The 26,531-nt window shown below is 57.5% G+C and carries 22 protein-coding genes; 13 read left to right on the top strand and 9 right to left on the bottom strand.

Going from position 1 to position 26,531, the window contains the following annotated elements; all coding sequences use genetic code 11:
- Positions 1-424: 424 nt before the first annotated feature.
- From ACL2XG_RS00960 to ACL2XG_RS00935, 6 genes are all read left to right on the top strand, one after another.
- Positions 425-1,501 carry a LacI family DNA-binding transcriptional regulator gene (locus ACL2XG_RS00960; RefSeq protein WP_410014577.1) on the top strand — a complete coding sequence of 359 codons (1,077 nt, stop codon included), beginning with the start codon at positions 425-427 and terminating at the stop codon, positions 1,499-1,501.
- 84 nt (positions 1,502-1,585) lie between these two features.
- A complete protein-coding gene (locus ACL2XG_RS00955) occupies positions 1,586-2,536 on the top strand; it encodes an ABC transporter substrate-binding protein (protein ID WP_410014576.1) in 951 nt (316 codons plus the stop codon).
- A gap of 60 nt (positions 2,537-2,596) precedes the next feature.
- Positions 2,597-4,126, top strand: coding sequence for a sugar ABC transporter ATP-binding protein (locus ACL2XG_RS00950; protein WP_413723128.1), 1,530 nt, complete (start codon positions 2,597-2,599; stop codon positions 4,124-4,126).
- A 1-nt stretch (position 4,127) separates the two neighbouring features.
- Positions 4,128-5,147, top strand: a complete 1,020-nt coding sequence (locus ACL2XG_RS00945; RefSeq protein WP_410014574.1) for an ABC transporter permease subunit — start codon at positions 4,128-4,130, stop codon at positions 5,145-5,147.
- Positions 5,148-5,222: 75 nt separating this feature from the next.
- On the top strand, positions 5,223-6,590 hold the full coding sequence (locus ACL2XG_RS00940; protein WP_413723129.1) for a hypothetical protein: 1,368 nt from the start codon (positions 5,223-5,225) through the stop codon (positions 6,588-6,590).
- Entirely contained in the window at positions 6,590-7,516 is a 927-nt protein-coding gene (locus tag ACL2XG_RS00935; RefSeq protein ID WP_410014572.1) for a carbohydrate kinase family protein, read from the top strand. The genes ACL2XG_RS00940 and ACL2XG_RS00935 overlap by 1 nt, the downstream gene beginning before the upstream one ends.
- 209 nt (positions 7,517-7,725) lie before the next feature.
- Here ACL2XG_RS00935 and ACL2XG_RS00930 read toward each other — a convergent pair whose 3' ends face one another.
- Together ACL2XG_RS00930 and katG are read right to left on the bottom strand one after the other, a co-directional pair.
- Entirely contained in the window at positions 7,726-8,934 is a 1,209-nt protein-coding gene (locus ACL2XG_RS00930) for an aldose 1-epimerase family protein (RefSeq protein WP_410014571.1), read from the bottom strand.
- A 706-nt stretch (positions 8,935-9,640) separates the two neighbouring features.
- On the bottom strand, positions 9,641-11,851 hold the full coding sequence (gene katG / locus ACL2XG_RS00925; RefSeq protein WP_413723130.1) for a catalase/peroxidase HPI: 2,211 nt from the start codon (positions 11,849-11,851) through the stop codon (positions 9,641-9,643).
- 322 nt (positions 11,852-12,173) lie between these two features.
- Here katG and ACL2XG_RS00920 point away from each other — a divergent pair, with 322 nt between their 5' ends.
- Positions 12,174-12,833 carry a GntR family transcriptional regulator gene (locus ACL2XG_RS00920; protein WP_410014569.1) on the top strand — a complete coding sequence of 220 codons (660 nt, stop codon included), beginning with the start codon at positions 12,174-12,176 and terminating at the stop codon, positions 12,831-12,833.
- Between the two features lie 61 nt (positions 12,834-12,894).
- Here the strand turns inward: ACL2XG_RS00920 and ACL2XG_RS00915 are convergent, their stop codons facing one another.
- A complete protein-coding gene (locus tag ACL2XG_RS00915; RefSeq protein WP_410014568.1) occupies positions 12,895-14,010 on the bottom strand; it encodes a hypothetical protein in 1,116 nt (371 codons plus the stop codon).
- Positions 14,011-14,202: 192 nt separating this feature from the next.
- Between ACL2XG_RS00915 and ACL2XG_RS00910 the strand changes: the two genes are divergently transcribed.
- The 3 genes from ACL2XG_RS00910 to ACL2XG_RS00900 all read left to right on the top strand — a co-directional run bounded on the left by ACL2XG_RS00910 (position 14,203) and on the right by ACL2XG_RS00900 (position 17,689).
- Positions 14,203-15,417, top strand: coding sequence for a CaiB/BaiF CoA transferase family protein (locus ACL2XG_RS00910; protein WP_410014567.1), 1,215 nt, complete (start codon positions 14,203-14,205; stop codon positions 15,415-15,417).
- Complete coding sequence (locus ACL2XG_RS00905) at positions 15,410-16,204, top strand: enoyl-CoA hydratase/isomerase family protein (RefSeq protein ID WP_410014566.1); 795 nt, start codon at positions 15,410-15,412, stop codon at positions 16,202-16,204. The genes ACL2XG_RS00910 and ACL2XG_RS00905 overlap by 8 nt, the downstream gene beginning before the upstream one ends.
- Before the next feature lie 123 nt (positions 16,205-16,327).
- On the top strand, positions 16,328-17,689 hold the full coding sequence (locus tag ACL2XG_RS00900; RefSeq protein WP_413723131.1) for an MFS transporter: 1,362 nt from the start codon (positions 16,328-16,330) through the stop codon (positions 17,687-17,689).
- 151 nt (positions 17,690-17,840) lie between these two features.
- Here the strand turns inward: ACL2XG_RS00900 and ACL2XG_RS00895 are convergent, their stop codons facing one another.
- Complete coding sequence (locus ACL2XG_RS00895; protein ID WP_413723132.1) at positions 17,841-18,713, bottom strand: LysR substrate-binding domain-containing protein; 873 nt, start codon at positions 18,711-18,713, stop codon at positions 17,841-17,843.
- Positions 18,714-18,852: 139 nt separating this feature from the next.
- Here ACL2XG_RS00895 and ACL2XG_RS00890 point away from each other — a divergent pair, with 139 nt between their 5' ends.
- Positions 18,853-19,626: an SDR family NAD(P)-dependent oxidoreductase gene (locus ACL2XG_RS00890; RefSeq protein WP_410014563.1), complete on the top strand. Its 774-nt coding sequence runs from the start codon at positions 18,853-18,855 to the stop codon at positions 19,624-19,626.
- Positions 19,627-19,754: 128 nt separating this feature from the next.
- Here the strand turns inward: ACL2XG_RS00890 and ACL2XG_RS00885 are convergent, their stop codons facing one another.
- Together ACL2XG_RS00885 and ACL2XG_RS00880 are read right to left on the bottom strand one after the other, a co-directional pair.
- Complete coding sequence (locus ACL2XG_RS00885) at positions 19,755-20,345, bottom strand: SDR family NAD(P)-dependent oxidoreductase (protein WP_413723133.1); 591 nt, start codon at positions 20,343-20,345, stop codon at positions 19,755-19,757.
- A gap of 36 nt (positions 20,346-20,381) precedes the next feature.
- Positions 20,382-20,924: a chorismate mutase gene (locus ACL2XG_RS00880; protein ID WP_413723134.1), complete on the bottom strand. Its 543-nt coding sequence runs from the start codon at positions 20,922-20,924 to the stop codon at positions 20,382-20,384.
- Positions 20,925-21,211: 287 nt separating this feature from the next.
- Between ACL2XG_RS00880 and ytfE the strand changes: the two genes are divergently transcribed.
- Complete coding sequence (gene ytfE / locus ACL2XG_RS00875; protein ID WP_413723135.1) at positions 21,212-21,877, top strand: iron-sulfur cluster repair protein YtfE; 666 nt, start codon at positions 21,212-21,214, stop codon at positions 21,875-21,877.
- Positions 21,878-21,903: 26 nt separating this feature from the next.
- Here the strand turns inward: ytfE and ACL2XG_RS00870 are convergent, their stop codons facing one another.
- Positions 21,904-22,827, bottom strand: coding sequence for a DMT family transporter (locus ACL2XG_RS00870; protein WP_413723136.1), 924 nt, complete (start codon positions 22,825-22,827; stop codon positions 21,904-21,906).
- Between the two features lie 7 nt (positions 22,828-22,834).
- On the bottom strand, positions 22,835-24,427 hold the full coding sequence (locus ACL2XG_RS00865; protein WP_410014558.1) for a B12-binding domain-containing radical SAM protein: 1,593 nt from the start codon (positions 24,425-24,427) through the stop codon (positions 22,835-22,837).
- A 136-nt stretch (positions 24,428-24,563) separates the two neighbouring features.
- Here ACL2XG_RS00865 and ftrA point away from each other — a divergent pair, with 136 nt between their 5' ends.
- Entirely contained in the window at positions 24,564-25,586 is a 1,023-nt protein-coding gene (gene ftrA / locus ACL2XG_RS00860; protein ID WP_413723137.1) for a transcriptional regulator FtrA, read from the top strand.
- A 122-nt stretch (positions 25,587-25,708) separates the two neighbouring features.
- On the opposite strand, the gene ACL2XG_RS00855 is transcribed toward ftrA, so the two are convergent.
- The gene (locus ACL2XG_RS00855) at positions 25,709-26,521 is read right to left on the bottom strand and encodes a PfkB family carbohydrate kinase (RefSeq protein ID WP_413723460.1); all 813 of its coding nucleotides are present in this window, start codon (positions 26,519-26,521) and stop codon (positions 25,709-25,711) included.
- Positions 26,522-26,531: the final 10 nt, after the last annotated feature.

The following is a 26,531-nucleotide window of genomic DNA, read 5'->3' as shown; positions in this document are numbered from 1 at the left end:
ATTGATTTAAATTAATAAATTAAATTTTCCATGCAACCAATGTTACGATGAATAAAATCTTTTTATTACTGATTTCTTTTTACTATAAAAGAATTTTATTATAAAAATCACCTCCACGACCGCCTGCACTTAATATGTGCGCACCTGCACTTAAATAGCGCCGCTTTTGGTTAATTTCATTTTTAACTTTTTCAAATAACACCATTTCCTTAGCGTTGCGGTGGGTAGCTCACCGCTCGCGGCGCGGATACGCGCCTGGACCACAGTATCCTCAGGCAGTCGTGGCCGTCACATCGCGTTACCCTGGGTAAAAAAGCGCCGAAAACGAGATTTTGCTCACTGAAAACGGCTAACTAAACGTTTAGCTTAACAACATAAACGTTTAGGTCGGTGTGAAAACGGCCATTGAGACCAGAAAATGCCCATGCGAAAAGTCACTATGCGGGACATCAGCCAAGCCACGGGTTTATCCATGTTTACGGTATCCAAGGCGCTTAACGGCGGTGAAGGCGTGTCGGAGGAGAGCCGCAACATGATCCTGCGGACGGCGCGGGAACTGGGTTATGTTCCCAATCGGGCGGCGCAGGAATTGCGCCGGTCCAGCCGGGATTCGGTGGCGGTGATCACCGCCCACGCGTCAAACTCTTATTACCTCAACCTGATGTCCGGCATCCAGCAAACGCTGCGGCCCTCGAACTGGACGGTGGTGGTGGGCGATGTCGCGGTGGACGGCGTGTACGATCCCTGCCTTGAAGACCGGATGATCAAGCGGCTTATCGAGTCGCGCATGGCCGGCGTGATTGCCACGCTGACGCTGAGCCCCGACAACATCAGGCTGCTGGAAACATGGGGGATCCCCATTGTTTTTGTTGACTCGGCCCCCCTGGGTGAAAACAGCCATCCCAGCGTCACCACCGATAACTATAACGCCAGCCTGCTGGTGGGAGACCATCTGGCCGGGCACGGCTATCGCGAATGGCTGTTCCTGATCTATCCGGAAAAATGGACCACGCGCTTTGAGCGCGAACGCGGCATACGCGAAGCGGCCCGCCGCCATGACGCCCGGCTGGTGGTGCTGGAAACCGATAACGACACGCACTCGGCATATGCCATGCTCGGACAGTACCTGGAACAAACCGCGCGGCTGCCGGACGTGCTGATTGCCGGCAACAACCCCTTGCTGCTGGGGGCGTTAAAACTCCTGCAGGACCGCCGGATCGCCATTCCCGCCGACATGGCGCTGGTCGGCTATGACGAATTCGACTGGGCGCCGCTGCTTAACCCACCGCTTACCACCCTGAACGAACACAGCGAAGAGATCGGCCGGCGCGCGGCCGAAATGCTGGTGGCGCTGATCGGTGAGCAAACCGGGCCGCAAAACGCGACGCCCTTGCCCGTATTCCGGCGCGAGTATCAACAGCAGGTACCGGCGGAGCTTATCGTCCGCCAGTCCTGCGGCTGCGGTTTTCCCGCCGCGTCCAAAAAGAAAGAAGAGTCGTAACCGGGCAACGCCTTTGCAGGATGTCCCGGCGCGCTGTACCTACACCTGTGCTATCCAACAATACGTGAAGTGAAGGGGAATCGAATGAAAATAATCCATAAAACATGTCTGTCCGTGGCCGTCGCCGCCGTGGTCGCCGCCACGCTCAGCCTGGCGCCCGCGGTCCAGGCGCAGGCCGCGCCGAAAAAGATCGCCCGCATCGGGTTAATGGTCCAGGACATGTCGAATCCATTTTTTTCCGCCATGACCAAAGGCGGCAAAAAAATGGCCGGCGAGATCGGCGCGACGCTGAACGTCCAGGACGCCCAGCTGGATCTGTCCAACCAGAATACCCAGATCGACGCTTTTATTCAGCAGGGGGTGGATCTGATCGTGATTTCCGCTGTGGATGAATCCGGTATCGAGCCGGCTATCGAACGGGCCAAAGCCGCCGGCATCATTGTGATTGCAGTGGATACCCCGGCCAAAGGGGCGGACGCCGCCGTTATGACCAACGCCGTGCAGGCCGGGGAAAAGTCCTGTGACTACTTATTTACCCAAATGGGCGGCAAGGGGGAAGTACTACTGGTGGACGGTACGCCTATCCAGACCATTATAGATCGCATTAAGGGCTGTAAAAACGTCGCCCAAAAATACCCCGGCATCAAGATTGTCGGGCAACAGTCTTCCCGCAACGATCGGGCCTCCGGCCTGGCGGTGACCACCGATATGCTGACCGCCCACCCCGACGTCACCGGTATTTTCGGCATGAACGACCCCTCAGCCCTGGGCGCCGTGCTGGCGGTGGAACAGGCGGGCAAGGCGGGAGGTATTAAGGTCACAGGCGTCGACGGCAGCCCGGAGGCAGTGGACGAGCTCAAGCGATCAGGCTCGCCCTTTATCGGCACCGCCACGCAGAATCCGGGGGAAATGGTGCACCAGGCCATTAAGATTGCCCAGGATATCGCGGCTGGCAAACCGGTTGCCGCGCGCACCGTTCTTATTCCCAGCGTGCTGGTCACGCGCGACAACGTGGCCGGCTACCCGGGCTGGTAAGCGGCGAAACATCAACACGGGCGGGATGGGCGACGCGGCCTATTCCGCAGGGTGAGGACGATGGCTGACAGAACGGCACACCCCCTTTTACAGCTTGAGGGGATCTCGAAACGCTATGGCGCCACGCTGGCGCTAAATGATGTCCGCTTCGAATTGCGGGCCGGGGAAGTCCACGCCCTGATGGGCGAGAACGGCGCGGGCAAGTCGACGCTGATGAAGATCCTGGCCGGCAATGTGGCGCGCGATAGCGGTCGCATCCTGATCGACGGTAATGCTATCGCTATCCGATCGCCGCGCGATGCGCGCAGCAACGGCATCGCCATCATCCACCAGGAGCTTAACACGGTGCCGGATATGACGGTGGCCGAAAACCTGGCGCTGGGCCAGGAGCCACTGACCCGCCTGGGGTGGCTGGATCGGGAACGGATGTACCGGGAGGCACGGCAAAAACTGGAGCGCATCCAGGCGGATATTGATCCCCGCCAGCCGCTCGGTGCGCTGAGCATCGGCCGGCAGCAGATGGTGGAGATTGCCCGCGCCGTCAGCGAGGATGCGCGCGTCCTGGTGCTTGACGAGCCGACGGCCGCCCTGTCCCGCACTGAAGCGCAGGCGCTCTACGGTATCATTAACCAAATGAGCCGCGCGGGCGTGGGCATGATTTACATCTCGCATCGTATGGAGGAAGTCTGGCAGTTGGCGCATCGCGTCACGGTGTTTCGCGACGGCGGCTGGGTGGGCACCCGGGACATGCGCGATATCTCTCCCGCCGAGGTGGTGCGCATGATGGTGGGGCGGCAAATCATTGATCTTTATCAACATGACGCCCGCGTGCCCGGGGAGGTACTACTGGGTGTGACCGGCCTGGCGGGGGATAAGGTCGGTCCGGTGACTTTTCAGGTACGGGCCGGTGAGGTGGTGTGCATGGCCGGGCTTATCGGCTCGGGGCGGACCGAAATCGGCCGCCTGCTGTTCGGCGCCGACCCGCGCACGGCGGGTACGGTGCGTCTGGCGGGACAGGAAAGCGCCCCCGCCGATCCAACCGCCGCGATTGCCGATGGGATCGGCATGGTATCCGAGGATCGCAAGGCGCAGGGGCTGTTTCTGGACCATTCCGTTGAGCGCAATATCGCGCTCAGCTCGCTTGACCGCTACGTCACCGCCGGCGTGATCAGGCAGGGCGCCGTGCGCGCCGCCGTTACCCAACAGATGGCCCGGCTGCGGCTGCGGCTCAACGCACTCGACCTGCCGGTAAAGGACTTATCCGGCGGCAACCAGCAAAAGGCGGCGCTGGCGCGCTGGCTGCTGCGCGATTCCCGGCTGCTGATCCTTGACGAGCCCACCCGCGGGGTCGACATCGGGGCCAAGCGGGAAATTTATGAGCTTATCGATCAGCTGGCCCGGGCCGGAAAAGCGGTGCTGGTGATTTCATCCGATTTACCCGAAGCCATCGGTATCAGCGATCGGCTTCTCGTGATGCGTAACGGACGCATCGTCCATGAAATGTCCTCGGCAACGGCGACGGAAGAGATCGTGATGCTTCACGCCACGGGGACGTTTGCCGGTCAGCCGGAAGAAAGTGAAGGTGGGTAATATGAACAAAGAGAATCCTGTTTCCGCAACGCCGGCCGCCCGGGCGCCGTTTGATTTTGCCCGCTGGTGGGATCGGGTGGGAATTCTGATGGTGTTGCTGGCGCTGGTGCTACTGATGTCGCTGTTCGCCCCGAATTTCAATCGGGTGGACAATCTGCTGAATATCGCCCGCTCCATATCCGTGAACGCGATCCTGGCGGCGGGACTGACTTTTGTGATCCTGACCGGCGGGATTGATTTGTCCGTCGGCTCTATTGTCGCCGTCTCAGGCGTAGTGTCCGTGGTGGCGGCCATGGCCGGCTGGCCGGCGCCGGTGGCGATTCTCGCCGGCACCCTCGCCGGAGCCGCCTGCGGGCTTATCAACGGCACGCTGACGGCCTACCTGTCGCTGGCGCCGTTTATTGTTACCCTGGGCACCATGACATTTTTACGCGGACTGGCCTACACCATCACCGAAGGCCAGCCCATTGTGTCAAGCAGCCTGAGCTTTCGCGAACTTGGCAACGGCTACCTGGCCGGCATCCCGATCCCGGTGATCATCATGGCCGTGGTGTATGTGCTGGCGTGGTTTATCCTGGAGCGCACCCGCTACGGGCGCCACCTGTACGCGGTGGGCGGCAATGCCCAGGCGGCGCGCCTGGCCGGGGTGCGAGTCAATCGCATTACCACCTCCGTGTATGTTATTGCCGGCATCTGCTCGGGCCTGGCGGGTATTATCTTTGCGGCGCGGGTTATCTCGGCCCAGCCCACGGCGGGCACCGGTTATGAACTGGACGCCATCGCCGCGGTGGTGCTGGGGGGCACTAGCCTGTCGGGCGGACGCGGACGAATTATCGGCACGCTGATCGGCTCCATTATTCTTGGCGTGCTGAGCACCGGGCTTATCCTCCTCAGCGTCCCCTTCTTCACCCAGCTACTGATCAAAGGAATCGTTATTATCCTGGCGGTGGCCATCGACGGGCTTAAACAGCGCCCGGAGCTGTTCACCTTCTGGCGCCGGCAAAAAACCCCGCCGTCATAACGCCGCCTGGATGTTCCCTTACTCAGTCCGCTGTCGCGGCAGCGGACTCTATGCCTCTTGTTATGGAGACCCTGCATGTCAGATACCATTACCGTCACGGATCCGCTTTCCGGGCAGCGGGTGCATGAACCCGTGATATTCGCCATCGAACGGGATGTTGCCGGCGACCTGTGGCTGGCCGCCACCGACAGTGGCGAGCCGGTGCTCTGCCAGCGGCTCGCCGCCGGTTCAGGCCATGGCCGCACCCGCTTTATCGCTACCGTCAGCTTTACCGGCCGGCTTCGTTTCACCCTCGAGCGGCCCTGTACGGCGGTGGAAGCCGCGCGGTTCGGCGGTATTCAGCCGCTGCCCGGCAAAGAAATTGACTGTTTCGCGCGCCTCGATACCGGCGCCTTCGATCTTGAACTGTGCCGCGGCACCGCCCAGGGGGCGGGTTCATCGAAGTGGGGCATCCGCCATTTCCGCGCCGCCGGGGATGGTTTTGAGTTGCTGCCGTCCGGGAATAACGCCATCGGCGGGTTTTATGGCCCCTTTTTCACTCCGGAAAACGGGCTGATCAACCCCCCCGAACATACCACGGTGGCCATTGAAACCGTGGAATGCGGACCGGTACTGCATCATTACCGCATGCATGGGGTGATCCCCGACGGTCTGCTGCCGGAATTACGCGGCAAGCGCTTTAGCATCGACTGGCAATTTTTTTATAAAACACCCTTCTTTCAGCGCCGCTACCGGGTCGATAGCTTCCAGACCGAGATCAACGGCCGCTCGGTAACCGATAAAATCACTGTCGGCGATGAGTTTGAAGGCGGCCCGGGACAGCTGGTATTTGATCGCTTCGCCGCCTACGGTGGAACGCGCTATCGCGCCGGCGATCCCTACGCCGGGGAACTGGTGGCGATGGTGGCCGATACGGTGGCCAACTCAGCGAATCACAGCCCGAAATTTGAAGAGTTCCGCGCCCGGCTGGCGGATATGGCGTCGGCCCACTGGGATCTCTACTGGCGCCTGTTCTGCGCCTGGGAAAACGTGCTCGACGAAGACGAACTGCGGGACAGGCTGGCCCGGGTAAGAGCCCGCGCGCACGTCAGCGCCGATCTGAATGACCGCCCCTGGGTCTTGACGGACCAGGCGGTGGATGTCTCCGCCATGGCGCATGAAACGATTTTCCCGGGACCGGCCAGCAAAACGGTGGAATACCACCAGGACGCGTGCCGCGCCATGGTCTGGTGGACTTCACGCCCCTCCGGCGCCTTTCAAATTGTGCAGCGCCGCCAGTCCGGCTGGGTGAACTGGGGCAGCAACGGCGAGAATGAATGCCCGGAACTGCCGACCGGGGTGGCGATCAAAACCGCTTACGGTCATTTCGCCGCATGCTGGATGCAAGTTGCCGACCAGCTTGAAACACCGCCGGTGGTCACGGTGGGTGAAGGAGAACGCTGATGATTTTATGTTGCGGCGAAGCGCTGATAGATATGTTGCCCCGCGTTACCGCGGGCGGGGAAGCCGCCTTTCTTCCCTGCCCCGGCGGCGCGGCGTTCAATACCGCGATAGCCCTTGGGCGGCTCGGGGTGCCGACGGGGTTGTTCTCCGGTCTGTCATCCGATTTTATGGGCGGGATACTGCGCGACGCCCTGTCGCGCGCCAATGTCGATGGCACGCATGCGGCCTGCTCCGCGCTCCCGACCACGCTGGCGTTTGCGCAATTGGTTGAGGGCCAGGCGCGCTATACCTTCTATGACGAGAATACCGCGGGCCGCATGCTGACGGAAAGCGATCTGCCGGCCACGCAAGAGGCGACCGCCCTGCTGTTCGGTGGCATTAGCCTGATCGCCGAGCCTTGCGGCAGCGTCTATGAAGCCCTGATGGCGCGTGACGCGCCGCAACGGGTGATGTTCCTCGACCCGAATATCCGCGCCAACTTCATCGCCGACCGGGAGACCTATCTTGCCCGCCTGCAACGCATGATGGCCCTGGCGGATATCGTCAAACTCTCCGACGAGGATTTAGCCTGGTTCGGGGAAAGCGGCAGCGACGAGGAGATTGCCGGCCGCTGGCTGGCGCGCGGTCCAAGCCTGATGGTCATCACCCGCGGCGCTGCCGGCGCCGACGCCTATTCGGCCGCCGCCAGGGTGCATATTCCGGGGGTCAAGGTACCCGTGGTGGATACGGTGGGAGCCGGAGATACGGTAAATGCCGGGATACTGGCCAGCCTGCACGCCCAGGGGTTGCTGACCAAGGCGGCCATTGCCGGACTGAACGAGGAGCAGATGCGCGCCGCGCTGGCGCTCGGGGTTGGCGCGGCCGCGATTACCGTGTCGCGCGCGGGGGCGAATCCGCCTTGGGCTGATGAAGTTGTCGCGTGGTGACACGGCGCCGCGGGGAATGGCCCAGCGTGCGGGACGCATCGTGGCGCTGGCAGGAAAAGCCTCATCTTCGTTTAACCGACTTAGCATGCTGGCATGGCACGAAAAAATCATGCCCGGCCCCCTGATATGCCTGCTCCGCAAACGCTGATACCGCAATCCCTGTCATTGTGCTCCCGGATTTGGACTTCCGGGAGCATTAGCCTGGCGATTTACTCCTTCGCTATCGGCACGGCGTTTTCATCGATTTTGGTCTCGCCCTGAATAGCCGCAATCTTCTTCTCAACGTCTGCGACCTGCTCTTTGCCGTGCAGTAATGTATAGGTCAGATCAAACTGGGTGCTGGCTCCCGGCTGCAGTTGCTTAACGCGTTTTTGCTCACGCTCGATGGTGACCGGGTAAGCATAGCTGGTGCCTGGTTCGATACCCGTTACATACCCCTGTTTTACCGTATCGGTATTCTTCCATAACGTCAGCACGGGTAACTGACGGGTATCGAACTGGATGGATGCGCCCTGATCTCCCTCTTTGTTCACGACTGCCGCCAGTGATTGGTGGTTCTGGTCGGATAGCGGCCTGATGTTAAAAACCATTTCATCAAACCCTTTGGTCGGACCGGCAAAGGTTTGCCATGTCTTCAGTCCGTCTTTGGCATAATCGTTAAACGGACTGATACTGGCCATCGGCGCCAGGAAGCGCGCGCCGTTTTCCAGAATCGGCGCGCCGAAATTGCTGTGATAGATAATCTGGTAATCGTGGGGATAATCCGCATGGTTGGTTAAGACGTCATGCAGGCTGAAACTGTTGCTACCGGGCACATAGCGCAGTTCGGTCATGGTCTGCAAATCGGCTTTCTTGAAGGTGCTTTCCTTGATCAGGCCACGAATATGAATTTCATAGGGCGCCGTATCCGCCACCTCCACTTCCACCTGTGAGGCCGGGGTGTTGCCCGCTTTACCATGCAGCGTGTAGATTTGACCGTCTGCGGTAACCGGATGACCGGTCCATTCATAGCCACAGCGGACTATCATTTCATTAAAACCTTCCAGCCAGCCCACCCCATTGCGGCTTTCCAGATTGATAAACGCCGGGTTGACCACCTCTTTGACGGGGGAATCCCAGCCCATTTTCGAACCGAAGCCTTCAACCCGCAGCAGGTTCATCCCGCGGGTTGGACTCAGGGTAATGGTGAGGCCATCTTTGCTGCTGATGACAATCACTTTGCTGCCTTCTTGTTTACCGCCATGCAGCACTTTCTGTTCAATGCTGAACGTCTTATCCTTTACCTTCAGCTCTGTGCTTGAAATCTTCCAGTTTCCCTTTTCAGCGCCCACTTCAGCACTTGTCAGCACCCAGGTTTTAGCCGCGGCATGACCCGAAATCATGACTGCAAGTACCGTTAAAGCCAGTTTAGTTTTCATTTCTCTTCCCTTTTGCTGAATCGATTATTGTTTTGCCTAAGAAAATCTACCGGCAAGCAGGTTAAAGAAATGTGATGAGCTTCACCTGATAGAAAAGTGAACTAAAAATGCGATAAAAATGGGGTTCATATCGCAATAATAATGAAATAACATCGATGCATTACTTTATATTTGCGTTATACAACAACATTTGCTTTATCGTTTCAGCTAAATTATTACTGATGTGGCCCGGACGTGTGCGCCGGGTAGAAATGACGAGGCGTTAACCAAAAGCGGGTCAGGGATGGTTTAGGCTGAAACTGACGCACAGGTGTTTCTCCTCCCGGGAAAACTAACGGGCGCAAAGACTGGGAAGCCCGGCGCCGTTTTCCCCTGTCAGGCGCCCTTTTGTGCCGGCTGACGAATCGGGCTTTGATTCGCCAGCCGTAAGCCTTGTAGGCACAGGAACTTCTGTGAGGTTTATCGGCAATGCGGAAAAACAAGGTGCCATTTCTGGTCAGCCGATAAACGTAGCGCCAGGCCGCAGGTCTTGTCAGCCAGCATAAGCCGGTTATTCTTCAGGCGCATGATAGGCACTCACCCGTCTTCCGGCCCGCTTACGGGCACAGGCTCTTTTCGCATCACCAGACATAGAAAAGCCCGCGTCAGTTCCCTGAAACGGGCTTTTTACCAGGCGATCTCTATCGTTGCTGCCGGTCAACAATTTTTATAAGTCGAATCGATCCAGATTCATCACCTTCGTCCAGGCCGCGACAAAGTCTTTAACAAACTTTTCTTTGGCATCACTGCTGGCGTAAACCTCTGCTGATGCGCGTAATACGGCATTAGAGCCAAATACCAGGTCGGCGCGCGTTGCACTGTATTTGACCTCGCCACTGGCGCGATAGCGTCCCTCGAATCGTTCACCTGAGGAGTCGATGGCTCTCCATTCAATGGCCATATCCATTAGATTTACAAAGAAGTCAGTATTAAGTTCACCCAGGTTATTTGTAAACACGCCAAGCTGGCTGCCATCGTAGTTTGTTCCAAGCGCCCGTAAACCCCCGATGAGCACCGTTAATTCCGGCACGGTGAGGGTAAGCTGCTGTGCCTTGTCGATCAGGAGATCCTCAGTCGATGTACTGTCGAAAACACCGCGATAGTTACGGAAACCATCCGCTTTTGGTTTAAGCAATTCGAACATGGCGATATCAGTCTGATCCTGGCGGGCATCCACACGACCTGGCGTGAAAGGCACATCAATCTCAACGCCGGCCGCTTTCGCCGCCCGTTCTACACCGACCACGCCGGCCAGCACGATCACATCCGCCAGGGAAGCTTTTTGCAATGACTGCTGAATGGCTTCCAGCGTGGGCAGGACGCGGGCGGCAATGACGTTCACGTCCCATTCTCTTTGCGGCAGCAGCGCCAGCCGCGCCCCGTTTGCGCCGCCCCGTTTGTCGCCGCCGCGGAAGGTTGACGCCGTAGCCCACGCCACGGAGGCCAGTTCACCGGCGCTCAGGCCGGATGCGGCAATTTTTTCTTTCAGCAGTGTGATATCGGCGCTGGTCGGGTGATAGACCGGCAGCGGCAGCGGATCCTGCCAGATTAAGTCTTCTTTTGGCACCTCGGGCCCGATATAACGCGCTTTGGGCCCCATATCCCTGTGAGTCAGCTTGAACCACGCCCGGGCAAAGGCTTCGTTGAAGGCCTGGGGATCGTCATGGAAACGACGCGCTATCTTTTCAAACTCCGGATCGAAACGAAGCGTCAGATCGGTGACCAGCATGGTGGGTTTGCGTTTTTTTTCGGCATCAAAGGCATCAGGAATACTCTGCGGCGCATTAACCGCTTCAAACTGGATAGCGCCCGCCGGACTGCGCGTCTGTACCCACTCATATTTAAACAGATTTTCGAAGAAGTTATGGCTCCACTGCGTTGGCGTCTGCGACCAGATCACTTCCAGACCGGAGGTGATGGCATCAGCCCCGGCACCCGAGCCAAAACTGCTCGCCCAGCCCAGGCCTTGCGCTTCAATAGCCGCGGTTTCAGGGTCAACGCCGACATGGCTGGCGGGACCTGCGCCATGCGTTTTGCCCAGCGTATGGCCGCCGGCGATTAACGCAACGGTCTCTTCATCGTTCATCCCCATATTGCCGAAGGTGGCGCGGATAGCCGGGGCGGCCGAGGCGGGATCACCACTGTGGTTGGGGCCTTCGGGATTGACGTAAATCAGCCCCATTTCCGTTGCGCCCAGCGGCGATTGCGCCAGCGATTCAGGATGGCGGTGTTCAAGCCAGGTTGTCTCGCCGCCCCAGTTCACGTCCAGATCGGGTTCCCATACGTCTTCGCGCCCGGCACCAAAGCCAAAGGTACGGAAACCGGAGTTTTCCAGAGCGACGTTGCCCGCAAGGACATAGAGGTCGGCCCAGGAAATTTTTTGCCCGTATTTTTGCTTCACCGGCCACAGCAAACGGCGCGCCTTGTCGAGGCTGACATTATCTGGCCAGGAGTTCAACGGTGCGAAGCGCTGCTGGCCGCGTCCCGAGCCGCCGCGCCCGTCGACGGCGCGATAAGTCCCGGCGCTATGCCACGCCAAGCGGATGAAAAGACCGATATAACTGCCCCAGTCGGCGGGCCACCAGGGTTGCGACTCAGTGAGCAGCGCTTTCAGGTCGGCTTTGAGCGCGGAGTAATCTAATTTGGCGAATTCCTGGCGGTAATCAAAGGATTCGTCCAACGGGTTAGAGCGGGTTGAGTGCTGATTCAGGAGGTCGACTCTGAGCTGGTTAGGCCACCAGTCCCGATTATGTGTCCCTCCGCCGGATGCCTTATTGGAATTTCCTTCATGAAAAGGGCATTTACTCTCTGATGCTTCTCTTTCTGCTTCAACAATCGGCTTTGCGTCTTTTGCTTCTTCATCAATCGAATTGCTCATGACCATACTCCTTTTATGTATTCTCATTGCTACTCTATACGCGGACTTAACCCAGTCACACCTGTATTACCCTATGTATTTGATAGACCTCTCCATAGGATTACAGCGTTCATTCTGTGGTGTTAATCATGCAAGCGTTCTTTCCCTGCGCCTATATTGCCAGTTAATGGCAAAGGGATTCCCTGCCAGAGACGCAAAATAAGAAAAGCCCAGGCGGATTGATAAATATTGATCAGGGCGGCTTGTTGCCAATATGTTAAATTGCCAGTAAGTAGTATAAGTGTTAGGATATTATATATTTTGTATAATCCGTAGAGGCCCTATGCTGCAGCACGAGAGCATCAGCCATAAAGTTTATGAGCTGCTAAAGCAGGAGATCATTTCCAATCAGCTTAAATCCGGTGAGCGGCTTATCGTTAAAAATCTGAGCGTACGGTTTGGCGTCAGCGGCATACCCGTGAGGGAAGCGCTGTTTCGTCTCGCCGCAGAAAAACTCATTTTACTGGAGCATAACAAAGGATTCCGGGTGGCGGATAAACCCGACGCCCGGGATATTGCCCAGTGGCAGCAGGCGCGCCTGCTGATTGAGCCTGCCATAGCCGACATGGTCCTTACGAATATTACGCCGGATGAAATCGCTTATCTTCGCCAGCTCAATGATTCCATGCGTACCCACCATTATGGCCCCCGGTATGAACAGTACAGTTATTTCATTAATCTTAATGCCGAATTTCATAAGCACATTGTCATTGCGTCACGTAATGATTTAATTATCGAGATGTACGCCACCCTGAACTATGGACCGCAGGTGGGCCGCTTTCACGAGGAGCGCGGCGTGCCTGACCTGCAACTGTTGTGCGATGAGCATGATGAGATTATCGATGCCATAGAGCGGCGGGATGCGGAAATGTATCGCAGTAAATCAGCGGACCACATCATCCTGGGCTTTGACCGCCAAATCTCATACAGCACAGCCCGATAAAACGCGCCCTTTAGTTTCCCTAACGCCGCCGGGCGGGCGTAGGGGTAAATCCGCATATTCCTCAGGGCAGGTAGCGCCCGTGGTTTTCCCGGATGGCGTCGAAGATATCCCCGGCCTGTTTTCCGCTAACCAGGCCATCGCGGACGATGGCGGATGAACTGTCTTGGAACGGGATGTAGCCGTGATACTTTGGCCGGACATAGGCATTGGCAACGGTTGAAAACGTGTTGCGGAAAAAGTTGCCCGTCAGTTCGTTGGCATGGTGATCATGCCATGCCCGGACATTGGCGGGCTGTCCGCCGTTTTCAACCACCAGCGTGGACTGTACGCGTTCTGACACATACCGCATGATGTGGTCGATAAGACCAGGCGTTAGCCCGCAATGCACGGAAATCGCCAGCCCGGTCCCGCCCAAAATGGATCCACGCATAGCCGGTTCGCCGCAGTGGGGAATGTCAACGAAGCTGACGGGCCTGCCGTCGTCAGGCGTGGCGTAATTGACATAACCGAAAATGGCGGGACACAGGTCAACACGTCCCTGAGCCATTTCATCCAGCAACCCGATGGGGTTAAGATCAACCAGCCCGGGCTGCTGAGAGGAATAAATCTCCCGCATAAATGTCAGCGCCTGGGCCGCCACCGCCTTATCCAGGACAAAATCATTGCCCAAAAAAAGCGTGCCCCCCAGCGACAGGCTAATGGCATAAAATGTCAAAAGCGCATGAGGTCCGCCCAACGACAGCGCCACCCGTCCCGGGTTTAACCGGCTCAAACGCAGGACTTCCTGCCAGGTGTCCGGCTGGGCCGAGGCGGCCTGCCCGGCCAGCGCGCAAACCTGGGCGGCGGCATCAATGGGAATGGCCCAGTGCCGGCCGTAATACTGGTAACTGTCAAAGGAGGGACCTACGCTGCTGTTACGCAGGAAGGATAACTGCGCCTCGCTTAGAAACGCCTCCAGGGGACGTAAACAGCCTTTCTCCGCCGCTTCACCGATGCCGGGATTATCGACAATCAGGAAATCATATCTCTCGGCGAGCTCATCAATGGGATGGGACTCAAAACCTTCCAGTTTCTGGACAGCCCAGTCCACCTTTACCGCACCGTCTTCTCGCGCCCACGCCTGAAGAGGCCGGTGGCCGCGCGGATGATCCCAGGTTAACCCTTTGAATGTTTTCATTATAATTCCTTTATTAATTAATAAGATACCAAACACTGACCCTGATTCTATCGGTTAGCACGCATAGAAATTTCGATCATCATCACACTTTTTTAAATATTATATATAATATCTAATAAATTTCGCCTAAATTATTTCCATCAATCATCCCCGCCCCGGATGGCGGCGTTTCTGAGAGCAAGAGGTCGTTTTATGTCAATTCTTAAAGGGTATCGGGTACTTGACTGTTCAATTGCGATGGCCGGGCCGTTTGCGGCGCTGCGCATGGGGGATATGGGCGCCGATGTGATTAAAGTCGAGCCGACCTCCGGCGAATGGCAACGCCACACGTCGGCCGGCGCCGCATTTGGAAACGTCATCAACACGTCGTTTCTGTCCCTGAACCGTAACAAGCGCAGCCTGGCCGTGAACCTGAAAGATGAAGAGGGCAAGGCGCTGTTGTATAAGCTGGTTAAAACAGCGGATGTCTTTATTCAAAACTATCGCCCGGGTGTTGCGGCGCGTCTGGGCGTGGACTATGAAACCCTGAAAAAAATCAAACCGGATTTGGTGTATGTTTCAATGTCCGGCTACGGGGAAACCGGTCCCTATTCAAAACGCCCGGGCCAGGATTTACTGTTGCAGTCGCTCAGCGGCGCCATGCTCAGTACCGGTGCGGCCGGTACCCCGCCCCAACCTTCCGGCCAGTACGTGGTCGACGCCATTACCGCGTATACCGCATTTGAAGGGGCTCTGGCGGCGCTCCTTCACCGTGAACGTACCGGCGAAGGCCAGTTGGTCCAGGTCAACATGCTGGATGCGATCATCGCCAACCAGATGCAGGAAATGACCGTATTCACGCAGGGCCGCAAACCGCAGCGCCGCAGCGAAGAACCGCACGGGCACTGTTATATCCGCGCGCCGTATGGTGTGTTTAAAACGGCCGACAGCTATATCACCCTGGTGACGCCGCACCTGCCCACGCTCGGCAAAATCCTCGACGTGCCTGAATTCGACACCATGGAAGATGAAGTCGACGGGCATACATTGCCTCAGCGCGATTTCATTTTCCGGGTGACCCGCGAAAAACTGCGGGAGCGCACCACCAAAGAATGGCGGGCCGCTTTTGATGCGGAAGGACTGTGGAGCAGTGAGGTCTACGGTTATGAAGACGTGGTGCAAGATCCGCAGGTCATTCACAACGAAACCTTCGTCGAATATGACCATCCGAGCGAAGGGAAAGTGAAGACGCCGGGCTTCGCCATTAAATTCAGCAAAACCCCCTCTTCCATCTATCGCCCGACGCCGTTTGTCGGCCAGCATACGGATGAAATCCTGGCCGAACTGGGCTTCACTGAGCAGCAAATCGCCGCCCTGAAGGAAACCGGCACGGTCATCCGCACCAATGGAGAGAAAATCGATGGCTGAGTTCGACTTTGAAATTGATCCCAACGTGCAGTTTACGTTGGCGGACAGCGTCGCCATTATCGCGCTGAATCGCCCGGAAAAACTGAACGCCGTCACCCCCGCCATGTCGGTCGCCATCACGAAACTTGCTTCATGGTGTAACGAAGCGCCTGACGTCCGCGTGGTGGTACTGACGGCAAACGGCCCTAAAGCCTTCTGCTGCGGCAGCGATATCAAAGAGCTGGATTCTTACCCGTCTCCGTGGATCCACCGTATGAAACACGATCACTGCGACGCGATGGCGGAAATCACCAAACCCACGATCTGCGCGATTAACGGTTACGCCCTCGGGGGCGGCCTGGAGCTGGCTTTGTGCTGTGATATCCGCGTCAGCACCCGTAATGCCCTTTTTGGCGCGCCGGAAATCAAGTTGGGCTGGGTCGGCGGCGGCGGTATGGCGGTGTACCTGAATAAAACCATCGGCGCGTCCCGCGCGTCGCGCATGCTTTACACCGGCGATCCGGTTGACGCCGCCACCGGGCTGGCATGGGGCATCGTTGATGAATTGTTTGAATCGGCCGAAGCGATGATGGCGTCGGTGAAAGCGCTGGCCTCCACTATTGCGTCACGCCCGCCGATTGCGGCCCAGACGGCGAAGCTGAACATGCGCGCCGCGGTCAATATGCCGCTCGACCAGGCTGTTCGCTACGAGCGCGACCTGCGTACCCTATGCTTTTACACCGACGATGCACGGGAAGGTAAAGCCGCGTTTAAAGAAAAACGCACGCCGCATTTCAAAGGGGAATAACGCCTCACTATCCGGTGTCCGTGTTTAGCGGACCCCTTTTACAGCTGAACATCTTATTATCAAACACCCTAATCATCTTTGGTGATGAGGAATAACTATAGCCACAGAACAGGGGAAAACCCTATGAGTCACGCAAAACATCCATCTATGAAAGGGGTAGCAGCCGCCTCCCTGGTCGGCTCTGCGCTGGAATGGTTTGATTATTTCCTTTACGGCACGGCGGCAGCGCTGGTTTTTAATGAAATCATGTTCCCCAAGGGGCATGCAGTTGTGTCTACGTTATTGGCCTTCTCCACACTTGCCCTCGGATTTTTCGTCCGCCCCTTTGGCGCCGTCTATTTTGGCCAATTGGGGGATAAAATCGGCCGGAAAAAAGTGCTGGTGATTACATTATTAATAATGGGGATTGCGACCACGCTGATTGGTTTTGTGCCGACCTATGATTCCGTGGGCCTTTGGGCTCCGGCGATGCTCGTGACCTTGCGGCTGATTCAGGGTTTTGGCGCGGGAGCGGAGTTTGGCGGCGCGGCTATCCTCAGCGCGGAAAGCGCACCACCGCATCGCCGGGGATTTTATTCGTCTTTCCCGGGAGTGGGCGTATATATCGGTCTGTTGCTATCGGCAGGTACGTTTGCTGTACTCACCCAACTGCCAAAAGAGATATTTTTAGCCTGGGCATGGCGGGTGCCGTTTTTGTTCAGCTCTGTGCTGGTGGTCATTGCACTGTTAATTCGTATGAAGGTTTCCGAAACATCAGCGTTTGAGAAACTGTCGACAACCGAGGCCGTCAGCAAGAGCCCGCTGCGTGATCTTGTCCGCACTGAGCGCAGGAGCCTGCTTGTGGTCGCCGGCTCCCAGGTGGCGCAGAGCGGCGTAAGTTATGTTTATCAGACTTTTGTCATTACCTATATCGTCGGCACCCTGCATATGGCATCGTCCGTGGGGCCGATAGCGGTTGCCATCGCGGCAGGCGTAGCCATGTGCACCACGCCGATGTTCGGCGCGATGTCTGACCGGTTTGGGCGCCGCGCCATCTACATGTTCGGCGCCGTTTTTTCAGCTGTCTTCGCCTTCCCCTTTTTCTGGCTGGTGAATACCGGGACCACCTGGGGAGTCATCATCGCCATGACGCTCGGTGTCGGTGTCGGCGTTGCCGCCATGCTCGGCACTCAGGGATCGTTTTTCTCGGAAGTTTTCCCATCGAAAGTGCGCTTTAGCGGATTGTCCCTTGGTCGCGAAATCAGCGCATCCTTGTCAGGCGGCATCGCGCCCTTAGCCGCCGTCGTCCTGTCCAGCATGGCGGGTGGCGCGTCCTGGCCTGTCGCCTGCCTGGCCGTTGCCATGAGTTTGGTTACCGTTGTCGCCGTGGCCTGTGCGCCTGAAACGCATAAATTGGATCTCACTGAATTTACCGATAGTGGAAGCCATGCGCCAGATAATGAAGTCCACTCCGTGGACGCGCGCTATGAGCAGGCCCGGCATTGAAAAAAAATTCACATCCGGGTCTCTTCATTACGGCGCCTCACGGCGCCGTATTCATACTTATTAGCCAGCGGCATAGTGCCGGGCATAGTGCCGGCATAGTGCCGCCATTGAACTCCCTGGGCGCCGCTGGAATCCATCGGCCACTGACCGATCACCCCAGCCGTTGAAGCGCGAGTTCCACAAACCGGCGCAGCTTGGCCGTCATGCGCCGGTCGGCCAGATGAACGAGAGCCAGCGGCCATGCCGGCGTGGCGGTATCGCGCAGCAGCCTGACCAGACGCCCCGCGGCCAGGTCAGCGGCTATTTCGAAATCCGCCAGCAGCGCCACGCCTAAACCCTCCCGCGCCGCCGACAACAATGCGGCGCCGTTATCGGCGACCAAGCGGCCCGATACCTGGACTGGCGGCATGCCGGCGAATTGCCAGCGGTTGCGCGACGCGCCCTCCCGGAACAGCAGACACGCATGTTGTGCCAGGTCAGCGGGGGTTAGCGGTACGCCATGCTTCGCCAGATAATCGGGCGCGGCACAAACCTGCCTGAAGCAAGGGCGCAGTGACCGCGCAATCAACCCGCTATCCGGCAGGTCGCCGAATCGGAATGCGGCCTCTATGCCCTCCTCGGTCAGGTCAACGATCCGGTCGGTTAGCCGCAGGTCGACCTCCACGTCCGGGTAGAGCCTGAGGTAATCGTGAATGAGCGGCGTGACGACATGGGTGCCGAACGACACAGTGGCGCTAACCCGCAAGCGCCCGGTGGGGCTGCCATGGCGTTCCCGCGCCGCATCTTCCGCCGTCTCGACGCGGGCGAGCACGTCTAAACAGTCGGCGAGGAAGGCCTGTCCCACCTCCGTCAGGTTTTGCCGGCGGGTGGTGCGCTGGATAAGCCTGGTTCCGAGCCGGCGTTCCAAATCCTGAATATGATTCGCCACCATGGTGGGGGACAACCCGCAGACCTTGGCTGCCGCGCTAAAGCTGCCCTTTTGCGCCACGCGGACAAACACGGCCATGCTCTCAAGTCGGTCCATTTCACACTCCTGGTTGGGTCTGTTCGCAGAATTAAGCGGATTATCCAAATGAAAGTGCTCAATTATAGTTCTTGTCTGGGGATTCCGGCGCGGTTGCGCCGATAAATCGTATGAGTAAGACAGCGCAAGGAGAAATGACATGGGCAGGCTTGAGCATAAGGTGGCGTTGATCACGGGCGGCGCGCGCGGACAAGGCGAGGCGGAAGCGCGTTTATTTGTTCAGGAGGGCGCGCGCGTATTCCTTTGCGACGTGCTGGAGGAGGAAGGCCAGGCGCGCGCCGCAGAGATGGGGGCGGGTGCCAGCTTTGCGCGCCTTGACGTGACTGATGCCGGCGCCTGGCAGCGGGTGGTGGCCGAGATCGAGGCACGGACAGGCCGGCTCGACATTCTTATTAACAACGCCGGCGCCAATGTTCGCCATGCCCTCACCCATACGACGCGGGAGGAATGGGAGCGCATGTTGAACGTCAACCTTACCGGGCAGTTTCTCGGCATACAGGCGTGCGCACCCCTGATGAAGCACGGCGGCGGCGGCAGTATTGTCAACCTGGGATCCACCGCCGGCATTATGGGCCATCCGGTCGCTGGCTATTCCACGTCAAAGTGGGGCGTGCGCGGCCTGACCAAATCGGCGGCGATCGAGCTCGCCCCCGCCAACATCCGTGTTAACGCGCTCCATCCCGGCGTCATAGCCACGCCGATGATGGACCCGGCCGGTCCGCTATTTCGCGCGCTGGTCGAGCTGACACCGCTGGGCCGCGCGGGCCGTCCCGAGGAGATGGCAGAAGTGGTTCTGTTTCTCGCCAGCGATGCCGCCAGCTTTATCACCGGCATCGATCTCGCCGCCGATGGCGGCTTCAGCGAACTGGGCACTTACGGCGCGGTGTGGAAGCACCTCCACGCCGCAACCTGACGGACTTTATGGCGCGTTCCATATCAAGCACCGCCGGCATATAGAGGAACGTCCAATGGCGATTGACCACCTACGCCGTTATTTGCTGGCGTGCGCAGACGCCGACCCGGGCCGCGCATCCGCCGCCATTAAGGACAAGTTATTTCCCTTAGCCGATATCGGTTGACTGCGACAGCGCCTGCCATTCGTGCGCTGCGGCGAAGCTCGTCTGCGCGCGCCATCAGCGTCTCGAAGGCGTTCGTCCCCGCAGCCCATCGCACCGGCGGCGTTTTATCTTCGGCAAGCCTGACCACGGCCTGGCCAAATTTAACCGGATCTCCGTCCTGGTTATGGTTCGTATTGGCGAGGGCCCCGCGCTTGGCTTGACTCGACTGTTGATAATCATCAACCACGCGATCGCCGAACCTGACCGAGGTTGACTCGAGAAAATCAGTGCGAAAAGGACCCGGATGGATGCAGGTTGCCCTGATCCCGAAAGGTTCAAGTTCGATGCTCAGGGATTCGGACCAGCCCGCGACGGCAAACTTCGTCGCGCAGTAAATAGATGCGCCGTCGAATCCGGTGATGCCGCAGGTCGAAGAGACGGTAATAACATGGCCGGAACGTTGTGCCCGCATTAAGGGCAGCACTGCCCGCGTGACATTGAACACACCGAACCAGCGAGGCGCGGAGGTGGCAAAGCTTGCGCATTTGCGGCAGCGGCCCTTGCCGTCCGCCATCACGCTGGGGGATGGCGGGGCCAAACCCGGCCGAGTCTACAGCCGGCGTTTAATTTTAACCAGCGCGTCAACCAGGCGGTGCCTATCCGCGTCGCTAAGATGGGGCGCATGCAGCAAATTATACATTTCCGCCTTATCCGCTTCACTGAAACCACCGGCGAGCAACCGCTGGCCGATCGAATTGAGTATCACCTTGTCCTGGTCGGCGATCGCCCCTCTGACCTCATCAAGGCTTCTCGGTTGCCATGACGGTTCAGGGCTGGATAACCAGTCAGCCAGATAACGGTATTGAATAGCCTTGGCCACATCCATCTGAGCCTGGATAAAGGGCAGCACAGACTGCGGATCCAGGCCCTGGGCCAGGGCATCTTCCTGAGCCGAAGCCACCACCTTCCGTTCCCGCGCCAGGTCTTCTACGGGCAAGTGATGCTCCGCCTTGTAACCGGCGACATCTTTCATCACCAACAGGCGCTGGTTTATGGCGGACGACAGATGAGGAACCGTCACAGTCGACACCGAGCTGGCGAATACCGCCCCGGCCATGAAAAATGATGATAAAAGCAAAACGATATGGTGCATTTCCTTCCTCCCCTGCGACACTTAAGCAAAACAAAAGCATACAACAGAAACAATACCGTACAGTGACAATAGGGGATAATACCTTGACCTTATTGTCGTCTGGTTGCGCTTTGCCGCCAGGACCGCACCCGGACGGCGATCGCACGGCCCGTCGCGCCCCAAGATCAGCCCGTCCGCAGGCATTGCCCAAACAGCGTCAATGCGTCTACCTACTAGGGATTATGGCAACACGCTAAAAGATGCATGTATAATGCATCATAAATTTTCCCTCTCTCTAAGGTGTTACCATGCAATATCGCGATCAGGCCCTTGGCTCTCTTGCTATAACCATTCCGCGCGCCACCCGGCTATTCCGTGAGTACGGTTTGGATTTTTGCTGTGGGGGCAAACAGACCCTGTTGCGGGCCGCCGAAAAACAACTCCTGGACATTGAACTGATTGAAACGCAACTGGCGGCGTTGATGGAGCAGCCCGGTGAAACCCGACCCTGGCAGGACAGCGCCTTGACTGAACTGATTGATCATATCCTGGCGCGCTATCATCAGCGCCACCGGGAACAATTGCCGGAACTGATTTTGATGGCGGAAAAAGTAGAACGGGTACATCAGGATAAACCGGCATGCCCGCGTGGGCTGGCCCGACAATTGACCCTACTCTGCCGGGATTTGGGGGATCATATGATGAAAGAGGAGCAGGTGCTGTTCCCGATGATTAAGCAGGGAATGGGCGTCCATGCGGCCGGGCCGATTTCCGTCATGGAGCTTGAGCATGACGATGCCGGGCGGCAGCTTGAAATCATCAGTGAATTGACCCATAACGGGACGGCGCCGGCCATGGCTTGTACGACCTGGCGTGCGCTTTATGCAGGCATTAATGAATTTACCGATGATTTAATGGAACATGTTAACCTGGAAAATAATCTGCTGTTTCCCCGGGCGCTGCGCGGAGAATAACACCCTAATCCCGCTGAAGACGGCCACTAGCGGATCGGTAATTCCGGCGGGATAGCGGCTTTATCCGTCTTCACCCGGTTCGATAGCATGACGCCGGAAATGATCACCACAGCGCCGACCCACTGCGCCAGGCCGGCCGGTTCCTTCAGCACAAATACCGACAGGAATACTGTAATAAAGGGGACTAAATTGATAAAAGAAGCCGCTTTGGTCGCCCCGATTTCGTCGATACCTTGATTAAAGAATAAATAAGCCAGCACCGAGCCGCCGATCGACATAAAAATTATCGAGGCAATACTGATAAGGGTGATCCCCCGCCCGGGATAACAAAATGCCACCTGATGATACGCATCAATGAATACCCAAGGTAAAAAAGCCAGGCTGCCGTAGAAGAACAGGAAAAACATCCGCACCATGCCCGGGATGGGAATGTGCCATTTTTTGATTAACACATTATAAACGCCAAAACATAAGGTACTGATTAACAGCATAATATCGCCATAATTGTAGGATGAATCCTGCACACTATGCCAATTGCCGCCGCTGATGGTAATCGCCACCCCCAGGTAGGCAACAATCAATCCCAGCAGTTGCCAGGGTTTAACGCGCTCCATGCCGGATAAAGACGCCATCAGCAGCGTAATCAGCGGGATGGTCGCCTCGATAATGCCGGCATTGAATGCGCTGCTGATATTCAGGCCGTTAAAGTAAAAGTAATAACATAAGGTCACGCCAAAAACAGCCGTGACCAGCATGCGCAGATGGGTCACCCAGTTGATATGCAGCAGCTGTTTTTTATTATCAATTAAAATAAAGATGATCGCCGCGGCCAGGAAAAAACGGACAAAGGTGACGAACGAAGGAATAAATACCGCCAGGGCATATTTACCCGCTATTGCCGAACCACCCCAAAAAAAGGCGGAAAGGGATAATGTAATATAGACTTTCATGCGCATGTTATTTGGTCCCATAAAACATGAACAGCTTCTTCATGTTCTCTTCCAGCCGTGCAATATAGTTATATTCAGCCCGCAGCAAACGATCGGAGAGGGTGTCCTGGCAGGATAATTCGCTAATCAGGCCCATGACAAACTCCACCGTATCGCCCTGAATCGTGCTGACGTGCTGATCGAAGGCCTTCTCCAGATGGGAGTAACCGGTGATGCCGCAGTAAAATTGCGTCACTTTTATTGCATCGCGAATCTCGCGCAGCATACGGTCTTCGAGGCGGATAATCTCATAGCGGTCGATTATCCGGCGGATGAAAGCGTAGAGCGTGGCCACTTTGTCATCCTTGAAATGATAATTCTCCACATCCCAGGGCACGTGCCGTTCGTGTACCCGCGTCTGGTGATTAAGACGAATACCGGGCAGCGTTTCGGCGCGCGAGGCAATATTCCATAACGACGCCAGCCCGACGCCGTACAAAAACAGCACGCTATTTTGTATTTGCCGCAGCGTCACGTCCTGGAAAAAGGTAATGCAACCGTTGGTAGACCCGGTCATGCCAAGGGATTTGAGGTAGTGGTAAACCTTACTTGATTCGGAGGGAACGATTTTTTTATTATACAAATCAAGCTGTTCATTATCACCGGCCTCCAGGCCCAAATAGGTGCTGATAAGACCGACGCTTCTTAGACGCAGCAGCAGATCCCGATCCCTGGGTTTGTTGATGTCAACGCTGTCGGCGCGGATAAAGGCGTCCAACGGCAAGGTTAACGATCGCCGCTCCATCTCGTCGCAAAATTCCTCGATCCAGGCGCGGTTTTCTCTGGCCGGCGTCACAAAGGTGGCATCAAAGATATGCAGGTATCCCCGGGTTTGCTTGACCAGCGGTTGCATTGCCGCCATTTCTTTGACGACATTGGCGGGCGAGCGCGCCCGGATGCCCGTAGACTCATTGCCCAGGAAACGCTGCGCGTTGCAAAATACGCACGGGTAAGGACAGCCGCGTTTCATTAAAATGCCGGTTTTGACCGGCCTGGCGGTACGCACGCTTTTCAGCGCAATATCATGGGCCGCGAAACATAGGCCATCGAGATGATTATTCGCCGCCCGGTTGGCGTTAATACGGCACTCGCCGGTCGCCCGGTCCCGCCAGGTGATGCCGGCGACATCGTTAAGCGGAAAACCGTTGCTGAGGGCGTCGACCATGCGGTGGAAGGTAATCTCCCCTTCTCCCCGGCAAATGGCGTCGATGGACGGATAGGCCGACAGAATGCCGACATCCTCATACGAAACATGCTCGCCGCCCAGGACGATAAAAGGTTTGGGATCGGCAAACAGCGCCAGCCGCTGGCTTATCCTCAACGCCGAATGCAGGGTGGCGTAATTCACGCTAAAGCCGATCAGGGCAAATTTTTCCTGGGCGATCAGCTGGGCCATAGCGCTTTCCGTTAAACCGTCCACCCGCAAATCGTACAGCTCCACGCTATGCCCGCTCGGCCGTAGCTGGGCGGCAATCAGCGCCAGCGCCAGGTTTTCATATTGATCATACAGTTCGCGCATCCCCACGGTTTCCGTCTGCGGATTGATCAGAGCGATCCTCATGCCACCTCCCCTATGGAACAGCAATAAAATGCCATCAAGCCATACCCGCGCAAACGCATTACTCTTCTATACGGCTCACTAATAGGGATATTATGTAATGATATTTACCGGGCTTGATAGGACAGGAAGGGACAAGATGCGTATAAATCATGCCAAAAAAGGCCACCATGTCGTGGCGGTAGCCTACGACAGGCTGCGAACCTTCGAGTTTGGCTGCGTGGTGGAATTTTTTGCCGTGGCGCGCCCGGAACTGAACGTCGACTGGTACCGCTTTACGGTTTGTACCGCTGATAAGCACCTGATCCATGCCGTCGGCGGTATCCGCATGGAGATAGAAGCCGATCTCGATGTGCTGGCCACGGCGGATACGATCATCATACCGGCCTGGCGGGATATCAATGAAACCCCTTCGGAACGCCTGTTGCAAAGCCTGCGTGACGCCTACCGGCGCGGCGCGCGCATTTGCAGCATCTGTACCGGGGTATTTGTGCTGGCGGCGGCCGGCCTGCTGCACGGCAAAAGCGTCACCACCCATTGGCATCACGCCAGGCTGCTGGCGCAACGTTATCCCGATACCATCGTCTTGCCCTCGGCGCTGTATGTTGATCAGGGGCAAATCATGACTTCGGCCGGATCGGCGGCCGGGCTGGATATGCTGATGCATCTGGTCAAGAACGACTATGGCCACCGTGTCGCCAATATGGTGGCGCAGCGTCTGGTGATCCCTTTTCACCGGGAAGGGAGCCAACAGCAGTTAATCAAAACCAAAGTGGTGGAAAAAGGGGAAAACCGCATTGCCTCCCTGGTTGACTGGCTGCGGGGCAACCTGATACTGACCCATACGGTTTCCTCGCTGGCAAAACGCGCCATGATGTCCGAGCGGACGCTGCAACGCCATTTCCAGGAAGCCATGGGACTGCCCGTGATGCAATGGCTGGCGCAGTGCCGGTTGGATTATGCCAGGGAGCTGTTGAGCAGCGGGTCGCTGTCCATCGCGCGCATAGCCGAAGTCTCCGGCCACAGCTCGGAGGCCACGTTTCGCCATCAGTTCAGGCTGCATGAAACGATTTCGCCGACCCAGTTTCGCCGCCAATGCCGGCAAAAATACGGCGCGGCGTCCGCGCATGCCCCGCAGTCAGGCGAAGATTTGCCGCGGTAAAACAGGCTGCGCCGGCAGCGATGGGGGGAATGGCGCTATTTCATCAGCCGGCGCCGCTTTACCTGAAGCCATTGAATTCTGCCGATACCGGCAATCTTGTCGCGTATGCGCGGCGTGGGAAATCAGTAGATCATGCCCTCGCCGAATGCCCCTTCCACCATACATATCCGCGCGGCGAAACCGGCGCCCCGGCGCAGGCTTTCCGCCAGCGTGTCACCCGCGGCATGGGCCAGCAGGAACGCGGTGATAAAAGCGTCTCCGGCGCCAAGGGTATCCACCGGCGTGATCATCTCCGGCGCCTGGCTGAACCAGCGGCTGCCGTCGAACAGCAAAGCGCCCTCGGCTCCGCGGGTGGCGATCGGCAGGCGGCAGCCCGCATGCCGGGCCGCGGCAAGCACTTCCCGTGTTTCCCCCAGGCTGCGGTCCGCGCAGGAGAAAAAGCCGTAATCCAGCCAGCGACACAGCGGCAACGCCCGCTCAATTTCAAAATCATCTGAAAAATCATAGGATAAACGGCCAGGCAGCATGCCAAGCGCCGGCAACAGGGCGTCGGCATAGCTGTAGGCGCTGGTATGCACCAGTGTGAACTGGCCTAGCCAGGGCATATCCTCCAGGGCAAAATCCATGGCTATTTTTTGACGAATGCCGCCGGCGTTGGAGCCGAGAAAGCGGCGCTCCCCCTGTTCGATGGTCAGGCTGGCATGGCCATTTTCGCCGGCCGCCACCAGGCAGCGGGAAATGTCCACTCCCCTCGCCGCCAGCACGCGGCGGATATGCTCCGCCGCCCGATCGTCGCCAAAGACGCCCAGATAGGCGGCCTCGGCCGACAGCAGCCGGGCGTATACGCTGAAGTTAAGCGCGTTCCCCCCGGGATAACCGATGCCGGTATGGGTATAGCGGTCGATAACGTTATCGCCTAGTCCGAGTACTTTCATCATGTCGTCC

It is taken from the genome of Sodalis sp. RH24, from assembly GCF_047324145.1.
In the GTDB taxonomy this organism is placed as follows: Bacteria; Pseudomonadota; Gammaproteobacteria; order Enterobacterales; family Enterobacteriaceae; genus Acerihabitans.
The sequence above is the reverse complement of the archived record's forward strand: the minus strand, read 5'-3'. Positions and strand labels throughout refer to the sequence as shown.

What these genes read in the sequence shown, in the direction of transcription:
- ACL2XG_RS00900 (WP_413723131.1), top strand. Translation starts at nt 16,328, where the DNA reads ATGAGTCACGCAAAACATCCATCTATGAAAGGGGTAGCAGCCGCCTCC.
- ACL2XG_RS00910 (WP_410014567.1), top strand. Translation starts at nt 14,203, where the DNA reads ATGTCAATTCTTAAAGGGTATCGGGTACTTGACTGTTCAATTGCGATG.
- ACL2XG_RS00935 (WP_410014572.1), top strand. Translation starts at nt 6,590, where the DNA reads ATGATTTTATGTTGCGGCGAAGCGCTGATAGATATGTTGCCCCGCGTT.
- ACL2XG_RS00950 (WP_413723128.1), top strand. Translation starts at nt 2,597, where the DNA reads ATGGCTGACAGAACGGCACACCCCCTTTTACAGCTTGAGGGGATCTCG.
- ytfE (WP_413723135.1), top strand. Translation starts at nt 21,212, where the DNA reads ATGCAATATCGCGATCAGGCCCTTGGCTCTCTTGCTATAACCATTCCG.
- ACL2XG_RS00895 (WP_413723132.1), bottom strand. Translation starts at nt 18,713, where the DNA reads ATGGACCGACTTGAGAGCATGGCCGTGTTTGTCCGCGTGGCGCAAAAG.
- ACL2XG_RS00930 (WP_410014571.1), bottom strand. Translation starts at nt 8,934, where the DNA reads ATGAAAACTAAACTGGCTTTAACGGTACTTGCAGTCATGATTTCGGGT.
- ACL2XG_RS00960 (WP_410014577.1), top strand. Translation starts at nt 425, where the DNA reads ATGCGAAAAGTCACTATGCGGGACATCAGCCAAGCCACGGGTTTATCC.
- ACL2XG_RS00915 (WP_410014568.1), bottom strand. Translation starts at nt 14,010, where the DNA reads ATGAAAACATTCAAAGGGTTAACCTGGGATCATCCGCGCGGCCACCGG.
- ACL2XG_RS00865 (WP_410014558.1), bottom strand. Translation starts at nt 24,427, where the DNA reads ATGAGGATCGCTCTGATCAATCCGCAGACGGAAACCGTGGGGATGCGC.
- ACL2XG_RS00855 (WP_413723460.1), bottom strand. Translation starts at nt 26,521, where the DNA reads ATGAAAGTACTCGGACTAGGCGATAACGTTATCGACCGCTATACCCAT.
- ACL2XG_RS00920 (WP_410014569.1), top strand. Translation starts at nt 12,174, where the DNA reads ATGCTGCAGCACGAGAGCATCAGCCATAAAGTTTATGAGCTGCTAAAG.
- ACL2XG_RS00880 (WP_413723134.1), bottom strand. Translation starts at nt 20,924, where the DNA reads ATGCACCATATCGTTTTGCTTTTATCATCATTTTTCATGGCCGGGGCG.
- katG (WP_413723130.1), bottom strand. Translation starts at nt 11,851, where the DNA reads ATGAGCAATTCGATTGATGAAGAAGCAAAAGACGCAAAGCCGATTGTT.
- ftrA (WP_413723137.1), top strand. Translation starts at nt 24,564, where the DNA reads ATGCGTATAAATCATGCCAAAAAAGGCCACCATGTCGTGGCGGTAGCC.
- ACL2XG_RS00955 (WP_410014576.1), top strand. Translation starts at nt 1,586, where the DNA reads ATGAAAATAATCCATAAAACATGTCTGTCCGTGGCCGTCGCCGCCGTG.
- ACL2XG_RS00885 (WP_413723133.1), bottom strand. Translation starts at nt 20,345, where the DNA reads ATGGCGGACGGCAAGGGCCGCTGCCGCAAATGCGCAAGCTTTGCCACC.
- ACL2XG_RS00890 (WP_410014563.1), top strand. Translation starts at nt 18,853, where the DNA reads ATGGGCAGGCTTGAGCATAAGGTGGCGTTGATCACGGGCGGCGCGCGC.
- ACL2XG_RS00945 (WP_410014574.1), top strand. Translation starts at nt 4,128, where the DNA reads ATGAACAAAGAGAATCCTGTTTCCGCAACGCCGGCCGCCCGGGCGCCG.
- ACL2XG_RS00905 (WP_410014566.1), top strand. Translation starts at nt 15,410, where the DNA reads ATGGCTGAGTTCGACTTTGAAATTGATCCCAACGTGCAGTTTACGTTG.
- ACL2XG_RS00870 (WP_413723136.1), bottom strand. Translation starts at nt 22,827, where the DNA reads ATGAAAGTCTATATTACATTATCCCTTTCCGCCTTTTTTTGGGGTGGT.
- ACL2XG_RS00940 (WP_413723129.1), top strand. Translation starts at nt 5,223, where the DNA reads ATGTCAGATACCATTACCGTCACGGATCCGCTTTCCGGGCAGCGGGTG.